The organism is Streptomyces sp. GS7 (genome assembly GCF_009834125.1).
Classification (GTDB): Bacteria; Actinomycetota; Actinomycetes; order Streptomycetales; family Streptomycetaceae; genus Streptomyces.
This window is the reverse complement of sequence record NZ_CP047146.1, coordinates 368,764-386,249: the sequence shown is the minus strand read 5'-3', so window position 1 is coordinate 386,249 and position 17,486 is coordinate 368,764. Positions and strand designations below refer to the sequence as shown.

At 72.2% G+C, this 17,486-nt stretch carries 15 protein-coding genes; 9 read left to right on the top strand and 6 right to left on the bottom strand.

From position 1 onward, the window contains the following. Positions 1-60 precede the first annotated feature (60 nt). Complete coding sequence (locus GR130_RS01695; RefSeq protein WP_201304773.1) at positions 61-660, bottom strand: cupin domain-containing protein; 600 nt, start codon at positions 658-660, stop codon at positions 61-63. A gap of 364 nt (positions 661-1,024) precedes the next feature. Between GR130_RS01695 and GR130_RS01690 the strand changes: the two genes are divergently transcribed. Next, positions 1,025-1,318: a MazG-like family protein gene (locus GR130_RS01690; protein ID WP_159509633.1), complete on the top strand. Its 294-nt coding sequence runs from the start codon at positions 1,025-1,027 to the stop codon at positions 1,316-1,318. Positions 1,319-1,515: 197 nt separating this feature from the next. On the opposite strand, the gene GR130_RS01685 is transcribed toward GR130_RS01690, so the two are convergent. Next, positions 1,516-2,172 (bottom strand): TetR/AcrR family transcriptional regulator, encoded by a 657-nt coding sequence (locus GR130_RS01685; RefSeq protein ID WP_236572688.1) that lies wholly within the window; start codon positions 2,170-2,172, stop codon positions 1,516-1,518. Between the two features lie 102 nt (positions 2,173-2,274). Here GR130_RS01685 and GR130_RS01680 point away from each other — a divergent pair, with 102 nt between their 5' ends. From GR130_RS01680 to GR130_RS01670, 3 genes are all read left to right on the top strand, one after another. Continuing rightward, positions 2,275-3,918, top strand: a complete 1,644-nt coding sequence (locus GR130_RS01680) for an FAD-dependent oxidoreductase (protein WP_159503066.1) — start codon at positions 2,275-2,277, stop codon at positions 3,916-3,918. Between the two features lie 137 nt (positions 3,919-4,055). Then, positions 4,056-4,391, top strand: a complete 336-nt coding sequence (locus GR130_RS01675) for a YnfA family protein (protein ID WP_159503065.1) — start codon at positions 4,056-4,058, stop codon at positions 4,389-4,391. Positions 4,392-4,740: 349 nt separating this feature from the next. Then, the gene (locus GR130_RS01670) at positions 4,741-5,529 is read left to right on the top strand and encodes an SDR family oxidoreductase (protein ID WP_159503064.1); all 789 of its coding nucleotides are present in this window, start codon (positions 4,741-4,743) and stop codon (positions 5,527-5,529) included. Positions 5,530-5,951: 422 nt separating this feature from the next. Here GR130_RS01670 and GR130_RS01665 read toward each other — a convergent pair whose 3' ends face one another. Beyond that, positions 5,952-7,145 carry an RtcB family protein gene (locus GR130_RS01665; protein WP_159503063.1) on the bottom strand — a complete coding sequence of 398 codons (1,194 nt, stop codon included), beginning with the start codon at positions 7,143-7,145 and terminating at the stop codon, positions 5,952-5,954. 162 nt (positions 7,146-7,307) lie between these two features. On the opposite strand from GR130_RS01665, the gene GR130_RS01660 reads away from it, so the two are divergent. The 3 genes from GR130_RS01660 (at position 7,308) to GR130_RS01650 (ending at position 10,593) form a co-directional block, all read left to right on the top strand. After that, a complete protein-coding gene (locus tag GR130_RS01660) occupies positions 7,308-8,186 on the top strand; it encodes a hypothetical protein (RefSeq protein WP_159503062.1) in 879 nt (292 codons plus the stop codon). 200 nt (positions 8,187-8,386) lie between these two features. Next, entirely contained in the window at positions 8,387-9,100 is a 714-nt protein-coding gene (locus tag GR130_RS01655) for a DUF3558 family protein (protein WP_159503061.1), read from the top strand. Positions 9,101-9,192: 92 nt separating this feature from the next. Then, positions 9,193-10,593 (top strand): DUF2637 domain-containing protein, encoded by a 1,401-nt coding sequence (locus GR130_RS01650; RefSeq protein WP_236572686.1) that lies wholly within the window; start codon positions 9,193-9,195, stop codon positions 10,591-10,593. A gap of 88 nt (positions 10,594-10,681) precedes the next feature. Here the strand turns inward: GR130_RS01650 and lysS are convergent, their stop codons facing one another. After that, on the bottom strand, positions 10,682-12,406 hold the full coding sequence (lysS, locus tag GR130_RS01645; protein ID WP_159503060.1) for a lysine--tRNA ligase: 1,725 nt from the start codon (positions 12,404-12,406) through the stop codon (positions 10,682-10,684). A 280-nt stretch (positions 12,407-12,686) separates the two neighbouring features. On the opposite strand from lysS, the gene argS reads away from it, so the two are divergent. After that, a complete protein-coding gene (gene argS, locus GR130_RS01640) occupies positions 12,687-14,444 on the top strand; it encodes an arginine--tRNA ligase (protein WP_159503059.1) in 1,758 nt (585 codons plus the stop codon). An 87-nt stretch (positions 14,445-14,531) separates the two neighbouring features. Here argS and GR130_RS01635 read toward each other — a convergent pair whose 3' ends face one another. Continuing rightward, on the bottom strand, positions 14,532-15,098 hold the full coding sequence (locus GR130_RS01635) for a Uma2 family endonuclease (protein ID WP_201304772.1): 567 nt from the start codon (positions 15,096-15,098) through the stop codon (positions 14,532-14,534). 264 nt (positions 15,099-15,362) lie between these two features. Between GR130_RS01635 and GR130_RS01630 the strand changes: the two genes are divergently transcribed. Further along, positions 15,363-16,322, top strand: a complete 960-nt coding sequence (locus GR130_RS01630) for a Het-C domain-containing protein (protein WP_236572676.1) — start codon at positions 15,363-15,365, stop codon at positions 16,320-16,322. A gap of 51 nt (positions 16,323-16,373) precedes the next feature. On the opposite strand, the gene hemB is transcribed toward GR130_RS01630, so the two are convergent. Beyond that, on the bottom strand, positions 16,374-17,369 hold the full coding sequence (hemB, locus tag GR130_RS01625) for a porphobilinogen synthase (protein WP_159503057.1): 996 nt from the start codon (positions 17,367-17,369) through the stop codon (positions 16,374-16,376). Positions 17,370-17,486 lie beyond the last annotated feature (117 nt).

The window sequence follows — 17,486 nt, the reverse complement described above, 5'->3', positions numbered from 1 at the left end:
CCGCCTCTCCCCCGGCGTTCGGCCGACCAGGGGCCGTCGGCTCTGTCACGGTCGACTCCGTCACGGTCGGCTCAGCGCCCCGATCCGGGCCGTCTCCCGGGGGAACCGCGCGGCCAGCCGCCCCGCGTCCCCGTGCTCGTAGTCCTCGACGGTGAAGCCGGGCGCCATGGTGCAGCCGAAGAGCGTCCAGGCGCCGCCCGCGGCGACCTCGGCCGCCATCCAGGTGCCCGCCGGGACCGTGAACTGCACGTGCTGGCCGCCGAGCACGTCCGGTCCGAGGACGACCGTACGGGCCACGGCTCGGGCACCGCCGCCCCCGCCGCCCCCGCTGCCGGCGTTGGCATCGGCATCGGAATGGGCGACAGCGGCGTCCACGGCGGTCGTACGGTCGGCCTCGGACAGCAGGAGCAGAGCGAGCGGGTCGCCCCGGTAGAAGTGCCAGATCTCGTCGGCCGGCAGTCGGTGCAGCGCCGAGAAGACGCCCGGCTCGGCGGTCAGCAGCATGACGATCGCCGTCCCCTCGGGCCGTCCGTCGGGCCGTTGGGGTCCGACCCACGTACGCCGGTACCAGCCGCCCTCGCGGGGCAGCGGCGTCAGCCCGTAGAACTCGATCAGTTCCCGGGGGAACCGCTCCCGGGGCATCGCGGGGTGCTCGTCCATCGGCCCGGCCGCCTCCCACTCGTCCGCCGTTCCGGCGCCGCCGGTCCTCGCCTCACCCGTTCCGGCAGCGCTGGTCGTCGCCTCACCCTAGGGGCGAGGGGCGTGCGGAACGGGGAACGGGCGGCAGAATCGGGCCATGTCTGCTGCCGCTCCTTCCGGTTCCGGGTCGTCCGGGGCCTCACGTTCCCGGTCGTCCGGAGCTTCCGGTTCCGGCCTGTCGGGATCCGTCGCTTCCGGCGCGTCCGGGGTTGCCGGTCCCGGGTCGTCCGGAGTCGCCGGTTCCGTCGTTCCCGATGCCGCGGCCGCCGCCGGCGCTTCCGGCGCCCTCGACGGGGCCGCGCTCTGGGAGACCGTCGACGGGCTCGTGCGCTGGCTCGACCGGGAAAGTCCACTGCCGCCGGAGCAGGAGCGGCTGCTGCGGATCCTGAAGCTGTCCGAGGAGGCGGGCGAGGTCGCCCAGGCGGTCATCGGGGCCGTCGGCCAGAACCCGCGCAAGGGGCACAGCCACACCTGGGACGACGTCCACAGCGAGCTGTGCGATGTCATCGTCACGGCGATGGTGGCCCTGCGCACGCTGACGCCCGACGCGCGGCGGGTGTTCGAGGCGAATCTGACGCGGGTCGCGGGGCGGGTGCCGGGGCCCGCGACCCCGGCCTGAGACCGGTTCCCGGGATCGGCGGAGGAGAGGACCGGCTCCCGAGATCGGCCGAGGGAGCCGGCTCCTGAGGCCGGCGGCGGGGCCGGCTGCTGAGGTCGGCGGCGGGGCCGGCTGCTGAGGTCGGCGGCGGGGCCGGCTGCTGAGGTCGGTGCCGGAATCCGCCCGCCGGGATCGCCCGCTCCGTCCCTGGCGGACTGTCAGGGGGTCTCGGCGGTGAGGTAGCGCTGGATCGTGGGAGCCAGCCAGGCGACGAGTTCGTCATGGCTGAAGTCGACGGCCGGCGGGACGTGCAGGACATAGCGGCACAGCGCCATGCCCAGGATCTGCGACCCGATCAGGGCGGCGCGGGCCGGCGCCTCCTCCGGCACCGTGCAGACCGCGTCGAGCAGCGGTCGCACCTGCTCGGCGAAGACCTGCCGCATGCGCTCCGCGCCCGCCTCATTCGTGACGCCGACGCGCATCATCCCGGTCAGCGTCTCGTCGCTCTCCCAGAGTTCGATGAAGTGGCGCACGAGCCGGGCGGCCCGCTCCTCGGGCGGCACCGCCATGAGGTCCGGGGCGCGCAGATCGATCTCCGAGGCGGCGGCGAAGAGGCCCTCCTTGTTGCCGTAGTAGCGCATCACCATCGACGGATCGATGCCGGCGTCCCGCGCGATGGCGCGGATCGTGGCGCGCTCATAGCCGTCGGCGGCGAAGCGGTCGCGGGCGGCGGCGAGGATCGCGGCGCGGGTGGCCGCGGAGCGACGCGGGCGCGGATGCCGCCCGGCGTCGGGGGCCGAGGCGGCGACGGGGGGCGGGTCGAGGTCCACGTCGGGGGTGATCGCGGGCCTGCCGGAGGGGGTGTTTTCAGGCATATCAACAACTGTAGGCCAACGACTGTTGACATGCCAGGCGTGGGCGCTCTACGCTTGCCAACAAGCGTTGACCAACACATGTTGGCAAAGGAGGCGGCAGTCATGGATGCCCTCAACCGCAAGCCCGCAGACCGCAGCACCCACCGCAGCAGCGACACCGGCACCGCGGCGGCGACCACACGCCGCGCGGGCGCCGCCGCCGACGGCCGGGACGCGGATGTCCTCGTCGTCGGCGCGGGCCCGACGGGACTGCTGCTCGCCGGAGACCTCGCCGAGGCCGGCCTCGACGTCACGCTCCTGGAGCGCCGCGACGACACCACCAGCAATCTCAGCCGCGCCCTCGCCGTGCACGCCCGCTCACTGGAGCAGCTGGACGCCCGCGGACTCGCCGATGAGCTGGTCGCCGGCGGCCACCGGCTCACCGGCCTTCAGATGTTCGGTGACGCGGTGCTCGCCCCGGGCCGCCTCCCGTCCCGCTTCCCCTTCGTTCTGATCACCCCGCAGTACGAGGTGGAGCGGCTGCTGGAGCGGCGCGCCCGGCAGGCCGGCGTCACCTTCCAATACGGGTCCGAGGTGCTGGGCCTCGACCAGGACGCGTCCGGGGTGACGGTGCGGTTCCGCACGGCGGAGGGCATCGGCAGCTCCCGGGCCTGCTATGCGGTCGGCACCGACGGCGGGCGCAGCACCGTCCGGGAGGCCATCGGCCTGCCCTTCCCCGGCAAGGCGGTGATCCGCTCCGTGGTGCTCGCCGATGTGCGGCTGGCCCAGGAGCCCGACTCCGCCTTCTCCATCAACGCCACCCGTGACGCCTTCGGCCTGATCGGCTCGTTCGGCGACGGCTGGTACCGCGCCATCGGCTGGAACCGCCGTGCCCAGCAGGACGACGACGCCCCCGTGGATCTCGCCGAGGTCCGCGAGGTCACCCGCCTCGCCTTCGGCACCGACTTCGGTATGCACGAGGCCCGTTGGGTCTCGCGCTTCCGCAGCGACGAGCGCCAGGCTCCCGCCTACCGCGTCGGCCGGGTCTTCCTCGCCGGCGACGCCGCACACATCCACTCCCCGGCCGGCGGCCAGGGGATGAACGTCGGCCTTCAGGACGCGGCCAACCTCAGCTGGAAGCTGACGGCGGTGCTGAAGGGCCACTCCCCCGACAGCCTGCTGGACAGCTATCAGGCCGAGCGCCATCCGGTCGGCACGCAGGTGCTGCGCAGCAGCGGCGCGATCATCCGCCTCGCGCTGGTGCAGTCCGCGGCGGGACGGGCCGCCCGCGGGCTCGCCGCTCAGCTCATCAACCGCCTGCCGCCGCTGTCCCGCCGCGCGATCGGCAATGTCTCCGGCATCGATGTCGCCTATCGGGCCGAGCGCGGCGCGCACGCGCTCGCCGGCCGCCGGGCCCCGGACGTCCAACTGGCCGGCGGCAGCCGCCTCTACGAGCTGCTCCGCCAGGGCGCGTTCGTCCTTATCACTCCCGCGGACGAAGCTCTGGCAGTCGCGGCGGACGCGGGCACCGGCCCCGTTCCCCCCGGCGACCGGGTCGTCACCGCCTCCTGGCGGAGCGACCGCCGCACCGCCCTGCTGGTGCGCCCCGACGGCTATATCGCCTGGGCCACCGACGCCACCGCCCCCGCCGAGCGTGCCGCGTCGCTCCATACCGCCCTCGCCCGCTGGACCGGCGCGCCGGCCGGCCCCGCTCCGGCGGACGCGGTGCGCCCCGCCGCGCGAATACAGCCGGAGCCTCTCGGCTGAGGCCCGCACCGCCGCCTGCCGGCGACCGCGCCGACCGGTGCCGCCAGGCCCACCGGGCACCGGGGCCGGTCGGCGCCCGGCGGACGGTCCGTGCCCCCGTCCCGGCCCCAAGCGCTGCTTTCCCTACGCTGAGTCCCATGCTCATCGCCCGTTCCGCAGCCCTGTTCGTCGTCGCCGCGCTCTTCGAGATCGGCGGTGCCTGGCTCGTCTGGCAGGGGGTGCGGGAGCACAAGGGCTGGGCGTGGATCGGAGCGGGAGTGATCGCCCTCGGGGTGTACGGCTTCGTGGCCACGCTCCAGACGGACGCGCATTTCGGCCGCATCCTCGCCGCGTACGGAGGGGTGTTCGTCGCCGGATCGCTGGCCTGGGGCATGGTCGCGGACGGCTACCGCCCCGACCGGTGGGACGTCATCGGGGCGCTGATCTGCCTCGCCGGCATGGCCGTGATCATGTACGCGCCGCGGGGGCGCTGAGCCGGGACCCATCCGATGGGTCAGTGCCTGCCGGTGGGCAAAGCCCGTCCCATGGCTCAGGGCCTGGCCCGGCACCGCTGGGACGCGGCCGAGCGCCCCCGCACACCCCCGTCCCACTCCCCCGGCCGCGCACCACCCCCCACCGGTCCCCGTCAACAGCCCGTCCGCCACTGCATATCCTGGCCACACACGAAGCACCAGCCACACGAGCCACCTGAGACGCATGAGCCACACCGCTCATGCCGACCGCACCGCCCGTGCCGGCCGCGCCACGACGTAACAGCACCAGCGTCAGCGCCACCGCGTACCACTCGCGCACCACCCCGCACCGTCCGCAAGGGAGAGCGTCATGACCGCCGAGGCCGCAGCTGCCAACGCCGACACCGCCGACGTCCGTACCGCCGTCGTCACCGGAGCGAGCAGCGGCATCGGCGCCGCGACCGCACGGGCCCTGGCCGCCGCCGGCTACCGCGTCGTGCTCACCGCCCGCCGAAAGGACCGCATCGAGGCACTCGCCGCCGAGCTGCCGCATGCCGAGGCGTACGCGCTCGACGTGACCGACCGGGCCGCCGTCGACGCCTTCGCCCACTCGCTCGACCGTTTCCCCTCCATCGACGTGCTGGTCAACAACGCCGGCGGCGCGCTCGGCGCCGAGCCGGTCGCCACCGGCGACCCCGCCGACTGGCGCGCGATGTACGAGGTCAACGTGCTCGGCGTCCTCCACATGACGCAGGCGCTGCTTCCCGCGCTGACCGCGTCGGGCGAGGGCACCGTGGTCGTCCTCTCCTCCACCGCCGGGCACGGCACGTACGAAGGCGGCGGCGGATATGTCGCCGCCAAGCACGGCGCCCATGTCATCGCCGAGACGCTCCGGCTGGAGCTGTGCGGCCAGCCGGTACGCGTCATCGAGGTCGCGCCCGGGATGGTCAAGACGGAGGAGTTCGCCAGCACCCGGTTCCGCGGCGACAACGCCAAGGCCGCGAAGGTCTACGAGGGTGTGGCCGAGCCGCTCAGCGCGGAGGACGTCGCCGACACCGTCGCCTGGGCGATCACCCGCCCACCGCACGTCAACATCGACCTCCTGGTGGTCCGCCCGCGCGCCCAGGCGTCCAACACCAAGGTCCACCGCACCAGTTGAGGACCGGCGAGCCGGCGGCCCGGCGCACCACGGGCGGCGGTCCGTAGCCCCCCACTCCGGGAGCTCGGGCCCGCCGCCCCGGCCCCACCCCCGGCCCCGGCATCGCTCCCCGCCCCTGCCTACGACCTCACCCTCACCCTCACCCCCAGGGACTCCCAGCCGAACCACGAACCGGGAGCCGAACGCCGGCCAGAAGCAGGGGTGCCGCGACCGCGAGCCGAACACCGCCCAAGAACGGAACACCTCCCGAGAACGGGATTGCGGTGCCCAGGAACCGGAGTGCGGCGCCCGAGAACGGGAGGGGACGCCCGGCAACGGGAGTACGGCGCCCGGGAACGAGAACGGGGCTGCGGCGCCCCCAAGCCGGGGGCGGCAGCCCCGAAACCGGGTGCGGCGCCCAACGCGTCGCACCCGCGCATCGCTCAACCCTTCACGCACACCACCTGCTTGAGCTTGGCGACGACCTCCACCAGGTCCCGCTGCTGCTCCATGACCTTCTCGATCGGCTTGTAGGCGCCGGGGATCTCGTCGACCACCCCGGAGTCCTTACGGCACTCCACGCCCCGCGTCTGCTCCTCCAGATCGCGGGTGGAGAACCGCTTCTTGGCGGCGTTCCGGCTCATCTTGCGGCCTGCGCCGTGCGAGGCGGAGTTGAAGGACGCGGGGTTCCCGAGGCCCTTGACGATGTACGAACCCGTGCCCATCGAGCCCGGGATGATCCCGTATTCGCCACTGCCCGCCCGGATCGCGCCCTTACGGGTCACCAGCAGGTCCATGCCCTCGTAGCGCTCCTCCGCCACATAGTTGTGGTGGCAGGAGATCACCGGGTCGAAGACCGGCCGGGCCTTGCGGAACTCCTTGCGGATGACGTCCTGGAAGAGGGCCATCATCACTTCGCGGTTGTGCTTGGCGTATTCCTGCGCCCAGAACAGGTCGTTGCGGTACGCGGCCATCTGCGGGGTGTCCGCGATGAAGACGGCGAGGTCCCGGTCGACCAGCCCCTGGTTGTGCGGCAGCTTCCGGGCCTGCTCGATGTGGAACTCGGCCAGTTCCTTGCCGATGTTCCGGGAGCCGGAATGCAGCATCAGCCACACGGAGCCGTTCTCGTCGAGGCAGAACTCGATGAAGTGGTTCCCGGACCCGAGCGAGCCCATCTGCTTGGCGGCCCGCTCCTGACGGAACCTGACGGCCTCCGCGACCCCGTCGAAACGGGCCCAGAAGTCGCTCCAGCCCGCCGTCGGGAAACCGTGGATGCGGCCCGGGTCGAGCGGCTCGTCGTGCATCCCGCGGCCCACCGGGATCGCCTGCTCGATCTTGGACCGCAGCCGGGACAGATCGCCAGGAAGGTCATTGGCCGTGAGCGAGGTCCTGACGGCGCTCATTCCACAGCCGATGTCGACGCCGACCGCGGCCGGGCAGACCGCGCCGCGCATCGCGATGACCGAGCCGACGGTGGCCCCCTTGCCGAAGTGCACATCCGGCATCACGGCCAGGCCCTTGATCCACGGCAGCGTGGCGACATTGCGCAGCTGCTGCATCGCGACACCCTCGACCGTGGCCGGATCGGTCCACATCCGGATCGGCACCTGGGCACCGGGCACTTCGGTGTACGACATATCTGACTCATTCCCCCGAAAATCCGAAAAACGCAAAAGACGGACAATGCATCCGATCATGGACGCCGGACCGGCATGTGCGGCAAGACGTGCGGTAGACATTGTGTCCACCCGCCGCCATCCGGCGGCAACCGCATTTCCGCAGGGAAGGAGCCGCGAACGATGCCGCGCAAATCGTTCGTCCCCGGTGCCGCGCTGCTGGTCACCGCGGCACTGGCCGCCGGCCTCACCGGCTGCACCAGCGGCTCCGCCACCGGCACCGGCGGCGGCGACGGCAAGGGCAGCGGCGCCACCGCGTCCGCCCAGTCCGCCCAGCCCGGCCGCTACCAGACCCTCCCGGAAGCCTGCGGCCTGCCCTCGCGCAACACCGTGCGCGCCATGCTGCCCGGCGACGACCAACCGCTGTCGCAGGCCGACGCCGCGAAGATCTACGCCGGCCGGGCCGACATCACCTACGACACCGACCGCCGCGTCGGCTGCCAGTGGACCCGCGAGACCAGCGAGGGCACCCGCCATCTGACCCTCGACATCCAGCGCGTGGTCTCGTACAACGCCGCGGTCAGCGACGACGACCGGGCGCAGGAGATCTACACCGGCAAGCAGCAGGCCGCGAAGATCCCGGCCGGCAGCTCCGGCTCCCCCTCGGCCGACGCCAGCCCCAAGGACGCCCCCACGGACCAGGCCACGGACAAGGGCGCCGACGCCGGCGGGAAGAAGGCGAACGGGGGCGCCGCCGCGCCGTCCGCCACCCCGTCCGACCCCGGAGCCACCCCGTCCGACCCCGGAGCCACCCCCGGCAGCCCGCTCGCCCCGCGCGAGCTCGAAAACCTCGGCGACGCGGCGTTCCTCAACGACAAACTGGTCACCACGGACTCCGGAGTGCACCGCGACGTCACTGTGGTCTTTCGCACGTCGAACGTCATCGTGACGATCACCTACGACCAGTGGTCCGTGGACAAGACGAAGCTGCCGGAAAGCCAGGAACTGCAGGACAAGGCCCGTTCACTGGCCGGCGAGCTGGCCGACCACCTCGGCGAATAGCGCTGTAAGCGGCAATAACCTCGAATGAGTAACTAGGGTCGCTTATGCCCGAATTACCCCCTTGTGCCGATCGCCACGAAACGGCCGCCTCCCTCGCTCCGCCGCGTACCGTGCCCTCTAGCCCCGCCCCACCCCGAGGCAGGGCAACCCGCTCCACAAGGGTCCGTGTCGACTCCACGACGACGAACAGCGAAGGAACCATGCACCGTTCAGCCAAGCGACTCGCCAGCCTTCTCACCTGCGCAGCAGTACCGGTGCTGCTCGTCGCCGGCTGCTCCGGCTCGTCGAGCGGCAAGAGCTCCGGTGACAGCACTCCCTCCGGCTCGTCCAGCAGCGCCGGCAACCCGTCGCCGACCGTCGCCGCGGCGAAGTACAAGAAGCTGCCGAACCCGTGCCAGGCGTTCACCAAGGACACCATCGACAAGTTGCTGCCCAAGGTGAAGGACGCGGCCGGCGACCAGGCCAAGTCCACCGACGCCACCGCCCGCGGCGCCTGCTCCTGGACCAGCTCGGACGACCAGGGCGTCGACGGCACCCAGTTCCGCTGGCTGGACGTCGCCTACCAGCGCTACGACTCCGCCGCGGGCATCGGCTCCGGTGAGAAGCGCGCCACGGACTACTACACCAAGCAGGTCGCCGACGCGAAGGGCACCCAGGGCGCCAAGAAGGTCGCCGCGGCGCCGGTCGCCGGCACCGGCGACGCCGCCACCGCCGTCGCCTACGACATCTCGAAGGACGGCAACGACTTCAAGAACACGACGATCGTGGCCCGCAGCGCCAACATCGTCGTCACCATCAACTACAACGGCGCGGGCATGGCCGGCGCCGACACCCCCGACGGCACCGACCTCCTCAAGCTCGCCCAGGCCGCCGCCAAGGAGGCCGTCGCGGCCGGGGCCAAGGCCAACGCCTGACCCGAGCGCTCGTCCCGGCCCTCCCCGGCCCGGCGTGAACGGGTGTGCAACGCTATGCGCGCCAATTCGCCGAGTCCGGGGAGGGACCGCGGGTGTCCGCGACACAGACCGCCCAGTTGACCCGCACGCACCGCGTCCTGATAGGCGTGGTGATCGCCGGGGCAGTCCTGATCGCGGCCATCGGCTTCACCGGCTCCTACGCCGCGGTGCGCGCGCTGGCCGAGAAGAAGGGCTTCGGCGCCTTCGCGGTCGTCTTCCCGATAGGCATCGACGCCGGGATCGTGGTCCTGCTGGCGCTGGACCTGCTGCTCACCTGGATCCGCATCCCCTTCCCGCTGCTGCGCCAGGCGGCCTGGCTGCTGACCGCCGCGACCATCGCGTTCAACGGGGCCGCGGCCTGGCCCGACGCGCTGGGCGTCGGCATGCACGCGGTGATCCCGCTGCTCTTCGTCGTCGCCGTCGAGGCCGCCCGGCACGCCGTCGGCAGGATCGCCGACATCACCGCCGACAAGCACATGGAGGGCGTCCGGCTCACCCGCTGGCTGCTCGCCTTCCCCTCCACCTTCCGGCTGTGGCGGCGGATGAAGCTGTGGGAGCTGCGCTCCTACGACCAGGTCATCCAGCTCGAACAGGACCGCCTCGTCTACCAGGCGCGACTGCGCGCCCGCTACGGACGCGCCTGGCGCCGCAGGGCCCCCGTCGAGTCGCTGATGCCGCTGCGACTGGCCCGCTACGGCGTACCGCTGGCGCAGACGGCGCCGGCGGGCCTGGCGGCGGCCGGGATCGCGCTGCCGGCGCCCGTACGGGACGAGGGGGTCGGCGACGCCGCCCAGGACGGTGCCGCCAAAGCCGTACCGGACGCGCCCCGGCCCGCGGTGGACGTTCCGCGGCCCGCGGTGGAAGCCGCCCGCCTACCGGAACCCGCGCCCGTACCGGAATCAGCGCCCGCACCCGTGGCAGCACCCGATCCGGGGCCCGCTCCCGAGGTGGAACCCGAACTTCCCGCTCCCGCGCCCCAGTTGACCGTTCCCGTGGGGCCGGGGCGCAGCCGGCCACTGGGGAGTGCGGGGGCCGGCCTGCCCGGCGCCCGCACCGACGGCGGCCCGCGGGCGGTCGCGGAGACCGCCCCGCGGGACGTACCCGGCGGCCGCCCCGGCCTCCCCGATCCCGCCGACGTCCCAGTCGTCCCAGTCGCCCCAGACATCCCAGTCGGCCCAGATATCCGGGACATCGCCGAGACCTCCGATATCCCTGATATCCCTGATATCCCCGGCGACGCTCCGCGCGACGAGAAGTACTTCGCCGCGTTCCGCGAGTACGTGGCGGAGAAGAACGACTTCCCGGACTCCCGGCAGTTCGGCCGCTATCTGCTGGAGTTCTACGGGTACACGGGCCGGGACGGCGGGCCGCTCAGCGAGCGCTATCTGCGCGGCTTCGTCCGGGAGTTCCGGGCCCGCATCCGCATGGAGCTGGAGGCCGAGCACATCCCGTAGGACCGGCCTCCACCCGGGAAACGGACCGGGGCCGGCCCGGGGTGCGTCTCCCCGGGCCGGCCCCGATCGCGGACGGTGCGCCGCGCGCTCAGCCGGCCAGCAGCTTCCGCACCCGGTCGGCGCCCACCGCCAGCAGAAGCGTGGGCAGCCGCGGCCCGGTGTCGCGGCCGACCAGGAGGTTGTAGAGCAGGGCGAAGAACGCGCGCTGGGCGGCCTTCAGCTCCGGGGTCGGCTTGGCGTCCGGCGTGAGGCCCGCCTGGACCTTCGGGACGCCGTAGACCAGGGTGGTCAGACCGTCCAGAGACCAGTGGTCGTCCAGCCCGTCGAGCAGCAGCCGCAGCGAACCGCGGGCCTGCTCGTCCAGGGTGGCGAGCAGCTCCGCGTCGGGCTCGTCGCGGACGACGGTGCGCTGGTCGGCGGGGACCTGGGTGGTGATCCAGTACTCGGCCTTGTCGAGCCGCGGCCGGGTCTCGTCCAGGGACGTGACCGGGTTCTCCGGGTCGAGGTCGCTCAGGATGCGCAGGGTCTGCTCGTCATGGCCCGCGGTGATGTCCATGACGGACGCCAGCGTGCGGTACGGCAGCGGGCGCGGCGTGCGCGGCAGTTCGCCGGCGGCGGTGCCGATGGCCCGGGTGTAGGCCGCGGCGTCCGCGGGCTGCGCGGTGCCCTCCGCGACCTTGGCCGCCAGCTTGTCCCACTCGTCGTAGAGCCGCTGGATCTCCTGGTCGAAGGCGATCTTGAAGGACTGGTTGGGCTTGCGGCGGGCGTACAGCCAGCGCAGCAGCGGCGCCTCCATGATCTTCAGCGCGTCGCCCGGGGTGGGCACCCCGCCCTTGGACGACGACATCTTGGCCATGCCGCTGATGCCGACGAAGGCGTACATCGGGCCGATCGGCTGGTCGGCGCCGAACACCTCGCGGACGATCTGACCGCCGACGACGAACGACGAGCCGGGCGAGGAGTGGTCGACACCGGACGGCTCGAAGACCACGCCCTCATAGGACCAGCGCATCGGCCAGTCGACCTTCCAGACCAGCTTGCCGTGGTCGAACTCGCGCAGCACCACGGTCTCGGAGTGGCCGCAGGCGGTGCACTCGTAGGCCAGCTCGGTGGTCTCGTCGTCGTACGAGGTGACCGTGGTCAGGTCCTTCTCGCAGACCGTGCAGTACGGCTTGTACGGGAAGTAGCCCGCACCGCCGGCGCTGCCGTCGTCCTCGCCGGCCGCGCCGGAGCCCTCGGCTGCCTCCAGCTCCGCCTCGTCGACCGGCTTCTGCTGCTTCTTCGGCTTGCCGGTGGCCTTGTCCTTGGTGCGGTAGCGGTCCAGGACGGCGTCGATGTCGGTGCGGTGCTTCATCGCGTGCAGCACCTGCTCGCGGTAGGCACCGGAGGTGTACATCTCGGTCTGGCTGATGCCGCGGTACTCGATCCCCAGCTCCGCCAGGGCCTCCTCCATGGCCGCCCTGAAATGCTCGGCCCAGCTGCCGTACGGGCTGCCGGGCGGGGCCGGCACGGACGTCAGCGGCTTGCCGATGTGCTCCGCCCAGGACGGGTCGATGCCGGCCGGGACCTTGCGGTAGCGGTCGAAGTCGTCCCAGCTGAGGACGTGCACGCACGCGTGGCCGCGGCGGCGGATCTCGTCCGCGACCAGGTGCGGGGTCATGACCTCGCGGAGGTTGCCCAGGTGGATCGGGCCGGAGGGGCTCAGGCCCGAGGCGACGACGACCGGTTTGCCGGGGGCGCGGCGCTCCGCCTCGGCAATGACCTCGTCCGCGAACCTGGAGACCCAGTCGGTCTCGGTGCTCTGCTGAGCCACGATCGGCCCTTCCTCTTCCTGGTGCTTTTCCGCTGCGCTGTGGTGCGCCGTCCGGCCCCGCGGTGCCGGGGCCCGTCCGACGGGTCACGGCCGGACGGCCCCTGGGCCGCGACACGGCGTCGATGGGCCTGGACGCACAGAAGCCTGACAGAGCCATTGTCCCAGACACCCGCCGGACGGAAATTCAGTGGTAGTGCCGTGGGATACTCGGTGGCAAACCCTTTCCCCGGCAACGACTGCTCCTACGGCAACGACTCCTCTAGAAGAGAGTGCTCTCTCCATGGCCTCGGTCCCTTCCCTCGCAGCTACGGTCAACCAGCGCGTCGCGGACGCCCTCTCGGCAGCCCTGCCGGAGGCCGGCGCCGCGGACCCGCTGCTGCGACGCAGCGACCGGGCCGACTTCCAGGCCAACGGCATGCTCGCGCTGGCCAAGAAGCTGAAGGGCAACCCGCGGGAGCTGGCCGGCAAGGTCGTCGACGCGATCGGCGCCGACGGCCTCCTCAAGGAGGTCGAGGTCTCCGGCCCCGGGTTCCTCAACATCACCGTCGCCGACGCGGCGATCGTCGAGACCCTCGCCGCGCGCGCCGCCGACGACCGGCTGGGCGTGCCGCGCAAGGACACCCCGGGCACGACCGTCGTCGACTACGCGCAGCCGAACGTCGCCAAGGAGATGCACGTCGGCCACCTGCGGTCGGCGGTGATCGGCGACGCGCTGCGCAACATGCTGGACTTCACCGGCGAGAAGACGATCGGCCGCCACCACATCGGCGACTGGGGCACGCAGTTCGGCATGCTCATCCAGTACCTGATCGAGAACCCCGACCAGCTGGCCGCCCCGGCCGCCGACACCGACGGCGAGCAGGCGATGAGCAACCTGAACCGGGTCTACAAGGCGTCGCGCGCGGTCTTCGACTCCGACGAGGAGTTCAAGGAGCGGGCCCGCAAGCGGGTCGTCGCGCTGCAGTCCGGCGACCCGGAGACGCTCGACCTGTGGCAGCGGTTCGTGGACGAGTCGAAGATCTACTTCTACTCGGTCTTCGAGAAGCTGGACATGGACATCCGCGACGAGGAGATCGTCGGCGAGTCCGCGTACAACGACATGATGGCCGAGACGGCCCGGATGCTGGAGGAGGCGGGCGTCGCCGTCCGCTCCGAAGGCGCGCTCGTGGTCTTCTTCGACGACATCAAGGGCAAGGACGACAAGCCGGTCCCGCTGATCGTGCAGAAGGCGGACGGCGGTTTCGGGTACGCGGCCAGCGACCTGTCGGCGATCCGCAACCGCGTCGCCGACCTGGACGCGACGACGCTGCTGTACGTCGTGGACGTCCGCCAGTCGCTGCACTTCCGGATGGTCTTCGAGACGGCCCGCCGGGCGGGCTGGCTGAACGACCGGGTCACCGCCCACAACATGGGCTACGGCACGGTCCTCGGCGCGGACGGCAAGCCGTTCAAGACGCGTGCGGGCGAGACGGTGCGGCTGGAGGACCTGCTCGACGAGGCGGTGCAGCGCGCCGCCGAGGTGGTGCGCGAGAAGGCGCAGGACCTCACCGAGGACGAGATCCGGGAGCGGGCCGCTCAGGTCGGCATCGGCGCGGTGAAGTACGCGGACCTGTCGACGTCGCCGAGCCGGGACTACAAGTTCGACCTGGACCAGATGGTGTCGCTCAACGGCGACACGTCCGTCTACCTCCAGTACGCCTACGCCCGTATCCAGTCGATCCTGCGCAAGGCCGGCGAGACGAAGCCGGTCGCGCACCCGGAGCTGGCGCTCGCCCCGGCGGAGCGGGCGCTGGGCCTGCACGTGGACGCGTTCGGCGACACCGTCGCCGAGGCGGCGGCGGAGTACGCACCGCACAAGCTCGCCGCGTACCTCTACCAACTCGCGTCGCTGTACACGACGTTCTACGACCAGTGCCCGGTCCTGAAGGCGGACACCCCGGAGCAGGTGGAGAACCGCCTCTTCCTGTGCGACCTGACCGCCCGCACGCTGCACCGGGGCATGGCGCTGCTGGGGATCCGGACGCCCGAGCGCCTGTAAGGACCTGCCCCGGCTCCAGGGCCGCACGCACGAGTCCCTCGCACCTCTGGTGCGGGGGACTCGTCCTTTTCCGCCGTACCGGCCGGGTCAGGCGTACCGGGCCAGACTTCCCGTCACGATCTTCACCCCGAGCGCGGGGACTTCGGCGTCCTCCCCGTACAGGCCGTGCCTGCGCGCCTGGTACTCGCCGTCACGCGGCACGGAGTACATGGTCCACGTACCGTCACGCGGATCGATCAGGAGATAGGTGGGAATGCCCGCGTCGGCGTACCAGGCGACCATGTCGCGGGTGTCCTTGGTGCTGTTCCCCTTGGAAACCACCTCCACGACCAGCTCCACGTCACCGGGGTCCGCCAGCCACTCGTCGGACTCGCCGAACCCCGCGTCGCAGATCAGGAGGTCGGGGGTGGCGTAGTCGTCGGGGTCGTCGGGGAGGGGCACCGAGGCGACCTGGAACACGTCCAGATGCGAAGGCAACTCTCCGAGGAGCTGTTTGCTGATCGCGTTGATGATGCCCGCGTGCTTGCCGCGCCGAGTCGGCGACATCATGAGAACCCCCCGGATGATCTCGGCCCGCAGGCCGCTGGCTTCTTCGGCGGCCTCGGCGGCCTTGCGCAGCGGTGTCATCACGCGCTCCGGGCTCTTGAGAGTCATGACGGGCTCCCTTCCGATACCCGTCGAGTCCAACGAGGCCGCTCCCGGCAGGTCGCGCCGACCGCGCGCGGACCCCCGGTGGCCCGGGCGGCGCTCACCGCGTCCGCCCCGGCCCGCCCACCAGCCCGGCACACCCTCCCGACCTGGCCGTTTAAACTTGGACGTCGGCCCGGGGCGGGCATGGGAATCACGGAACCAAGAGGGCTGCACGTGCGGGGGCGTAACACGACGAGTCGCAGGCTGCCTGCCTTCCTGGCAACGGCCGTGGTCACTCCCGCTCTGCTGCTGGCGACCGCCGGGCCCGCCGACGCCTTCGGGACGGTCAACGCGTTCGGGCAGCACGCGGAGCACGAGCGGATCACCCGGGCGGCGCTGGCCTGCGCTCCGGGGATCCCTTCCGACGGCTCCTGCTTCGAGCCGCGCTCCCTCGATCAACTCGCCGGGCACAGATGGACGTTCGGCGCGGTCGGCGCGCCGGACTCGGACGAGACCCTCGACTCCTCCGCGCACTGCGACAACGCGGACTACCTGGACGCGAGAGGCTATCCGCGGAGCCGGCGGCAGGCCACCGAGGCGCTGCGCGGCTGCATCGCCCACCTGCAGGCGCGCTTCCGGCAGGGGGTCGCGGCGGCCCGCCGCACACTCGATGCCCGAGGACGCGTCACGGCCTCGGAGACGCGGCTGCGGAGCGACTGCACCTTCACGCTCGGTCTGGGCGGCCGGGCCAAGTGCGAGGCCGTGGAGGGGTTCGGCCGCGCCCTGCACGGAGTCCAGGACTTCTACGCGCACAGCAACTGGACGGACCGCAGCGACCCGTCCCGCCCGGTGAGCCTGGTCAATCCCCCGGGCCTGGGTCGCTCCGCGCCGTCACCGCTGCTGGATCTCGCCGCGCCCCGGCCGCCCCGGCCGTGGGCGATTCCGCGGAACCTGACGACGGGCTGCTTCTCACTCCTGGTCGGCGCCTGTTCCCAGCGCATCACCCACGCCGACCTCAACAAGGACGAGGGGTCCATCGACCCGGTCTCGGGCGCGACCAGCGCTCCCGGCACCGTACGCGGCCAAGCGGCGGGGAACTTCGGCCGGGCGGTGCAGGGTGCCATCACCGAATCCCGCCGCCAGTGGCGGGAGTTCCGCACCGCGCTCCTCCAGCGGTACGGCAGGCAGCGCGGTGCCCGCCTCGTCTGCGTCATCACGCATGACGACCCGGTCCGCGACTGCGCCTGACACCTCCTGCGGAACGTGCGGGCGCGGTCGCGGAACCACCGTCGGCGTCGGCTAGTCGCGCAGCCGCCGCGCGACCTCCGTCGCCCAGTACGTGAGGATCATGTCGGCGCCGGCCCGCTTGATGCCGGTCAGGGTCTCCAGGATCGCCTTGTCGCGGTCGATCCAGCCCTTCTCGGCGGCCGCCTCGACCATCGCGTACTCGCCGGAGACCTGGTATGCGGCGACCGGCACGTCCACCGCGTCCGCGATCTTCGCCAGCACGTCCAGGTAGGGCAGCGCCGGCTTGACCATCACCATGTCGGCGCCCTCCTCCAGATCGAGCGCCAGCTCGCGCAGCGACTCGCGGAGGTTGGCCGGGTCCTGCTGGTAGGTCTTGCGGTCGCCCTCCAGCGACGAGCCCACCGCCTCGCGGAACGGGCCGAAGAACGCCGAGGAATACTTCGCGGTGTAGGCGAGGATCGAGACGTCCTCATGGCCGGTCTGGTCCAGCGCGTCCCGGACGACGCCGACCTGACCGTCCATCATGCCGCTGGGGCCCACGACATGGACGCCCGCGTCGGCCTGGACCTGGGCCATCTCGGCGTACCGGTCCAGGGTCGCGTCGTTGTCGACCCGGCCCGCGGCGTCCAGCACCCCGCAGTGCCCGTGATCGGTGTACTCGTCCAGGCACAGGTCCGACATGATGACGAGGTCGTCGCCGACCTCCGCCCGCACGTCCCGGATGGCGAGCTGGAGGATGCCGTCGGGGTCCGTGCCCGCCGTACCGGCCGCGTCCTTGTTCGCGTCGTCCGGCACGCCGAACAGCATGATCCCGGCGACCCCGGCCTCGACCGCCTCGACGGCTGCCTTGCGCAGGGTGTCGCGGGTGTGCTGGACGACGCCCGGCATCGCGGCGAGGGGCACCGGCTCGGCGATGCCCTCCCGTACGAACGCCGGCAGGATGAGGTCGGCCGGATGCAGGCGGTACTCGGCGACCATCCGCCGCATGGCGGGGGTGGTGCGCAGCCGTCGCGGTCGCGCGCCCGGGAAGCTTCCGTACTTCGTCATGCCACCCACGCTACGCCCGCCCCGCACCCGCCTTTGCCGACGCAGCGTCGGCCGGCCGGGCCCCGCACCCCCGGGGCCGGGGCACCCCGGACAGGCAGAAGGGCGCCCCCGAAAGAG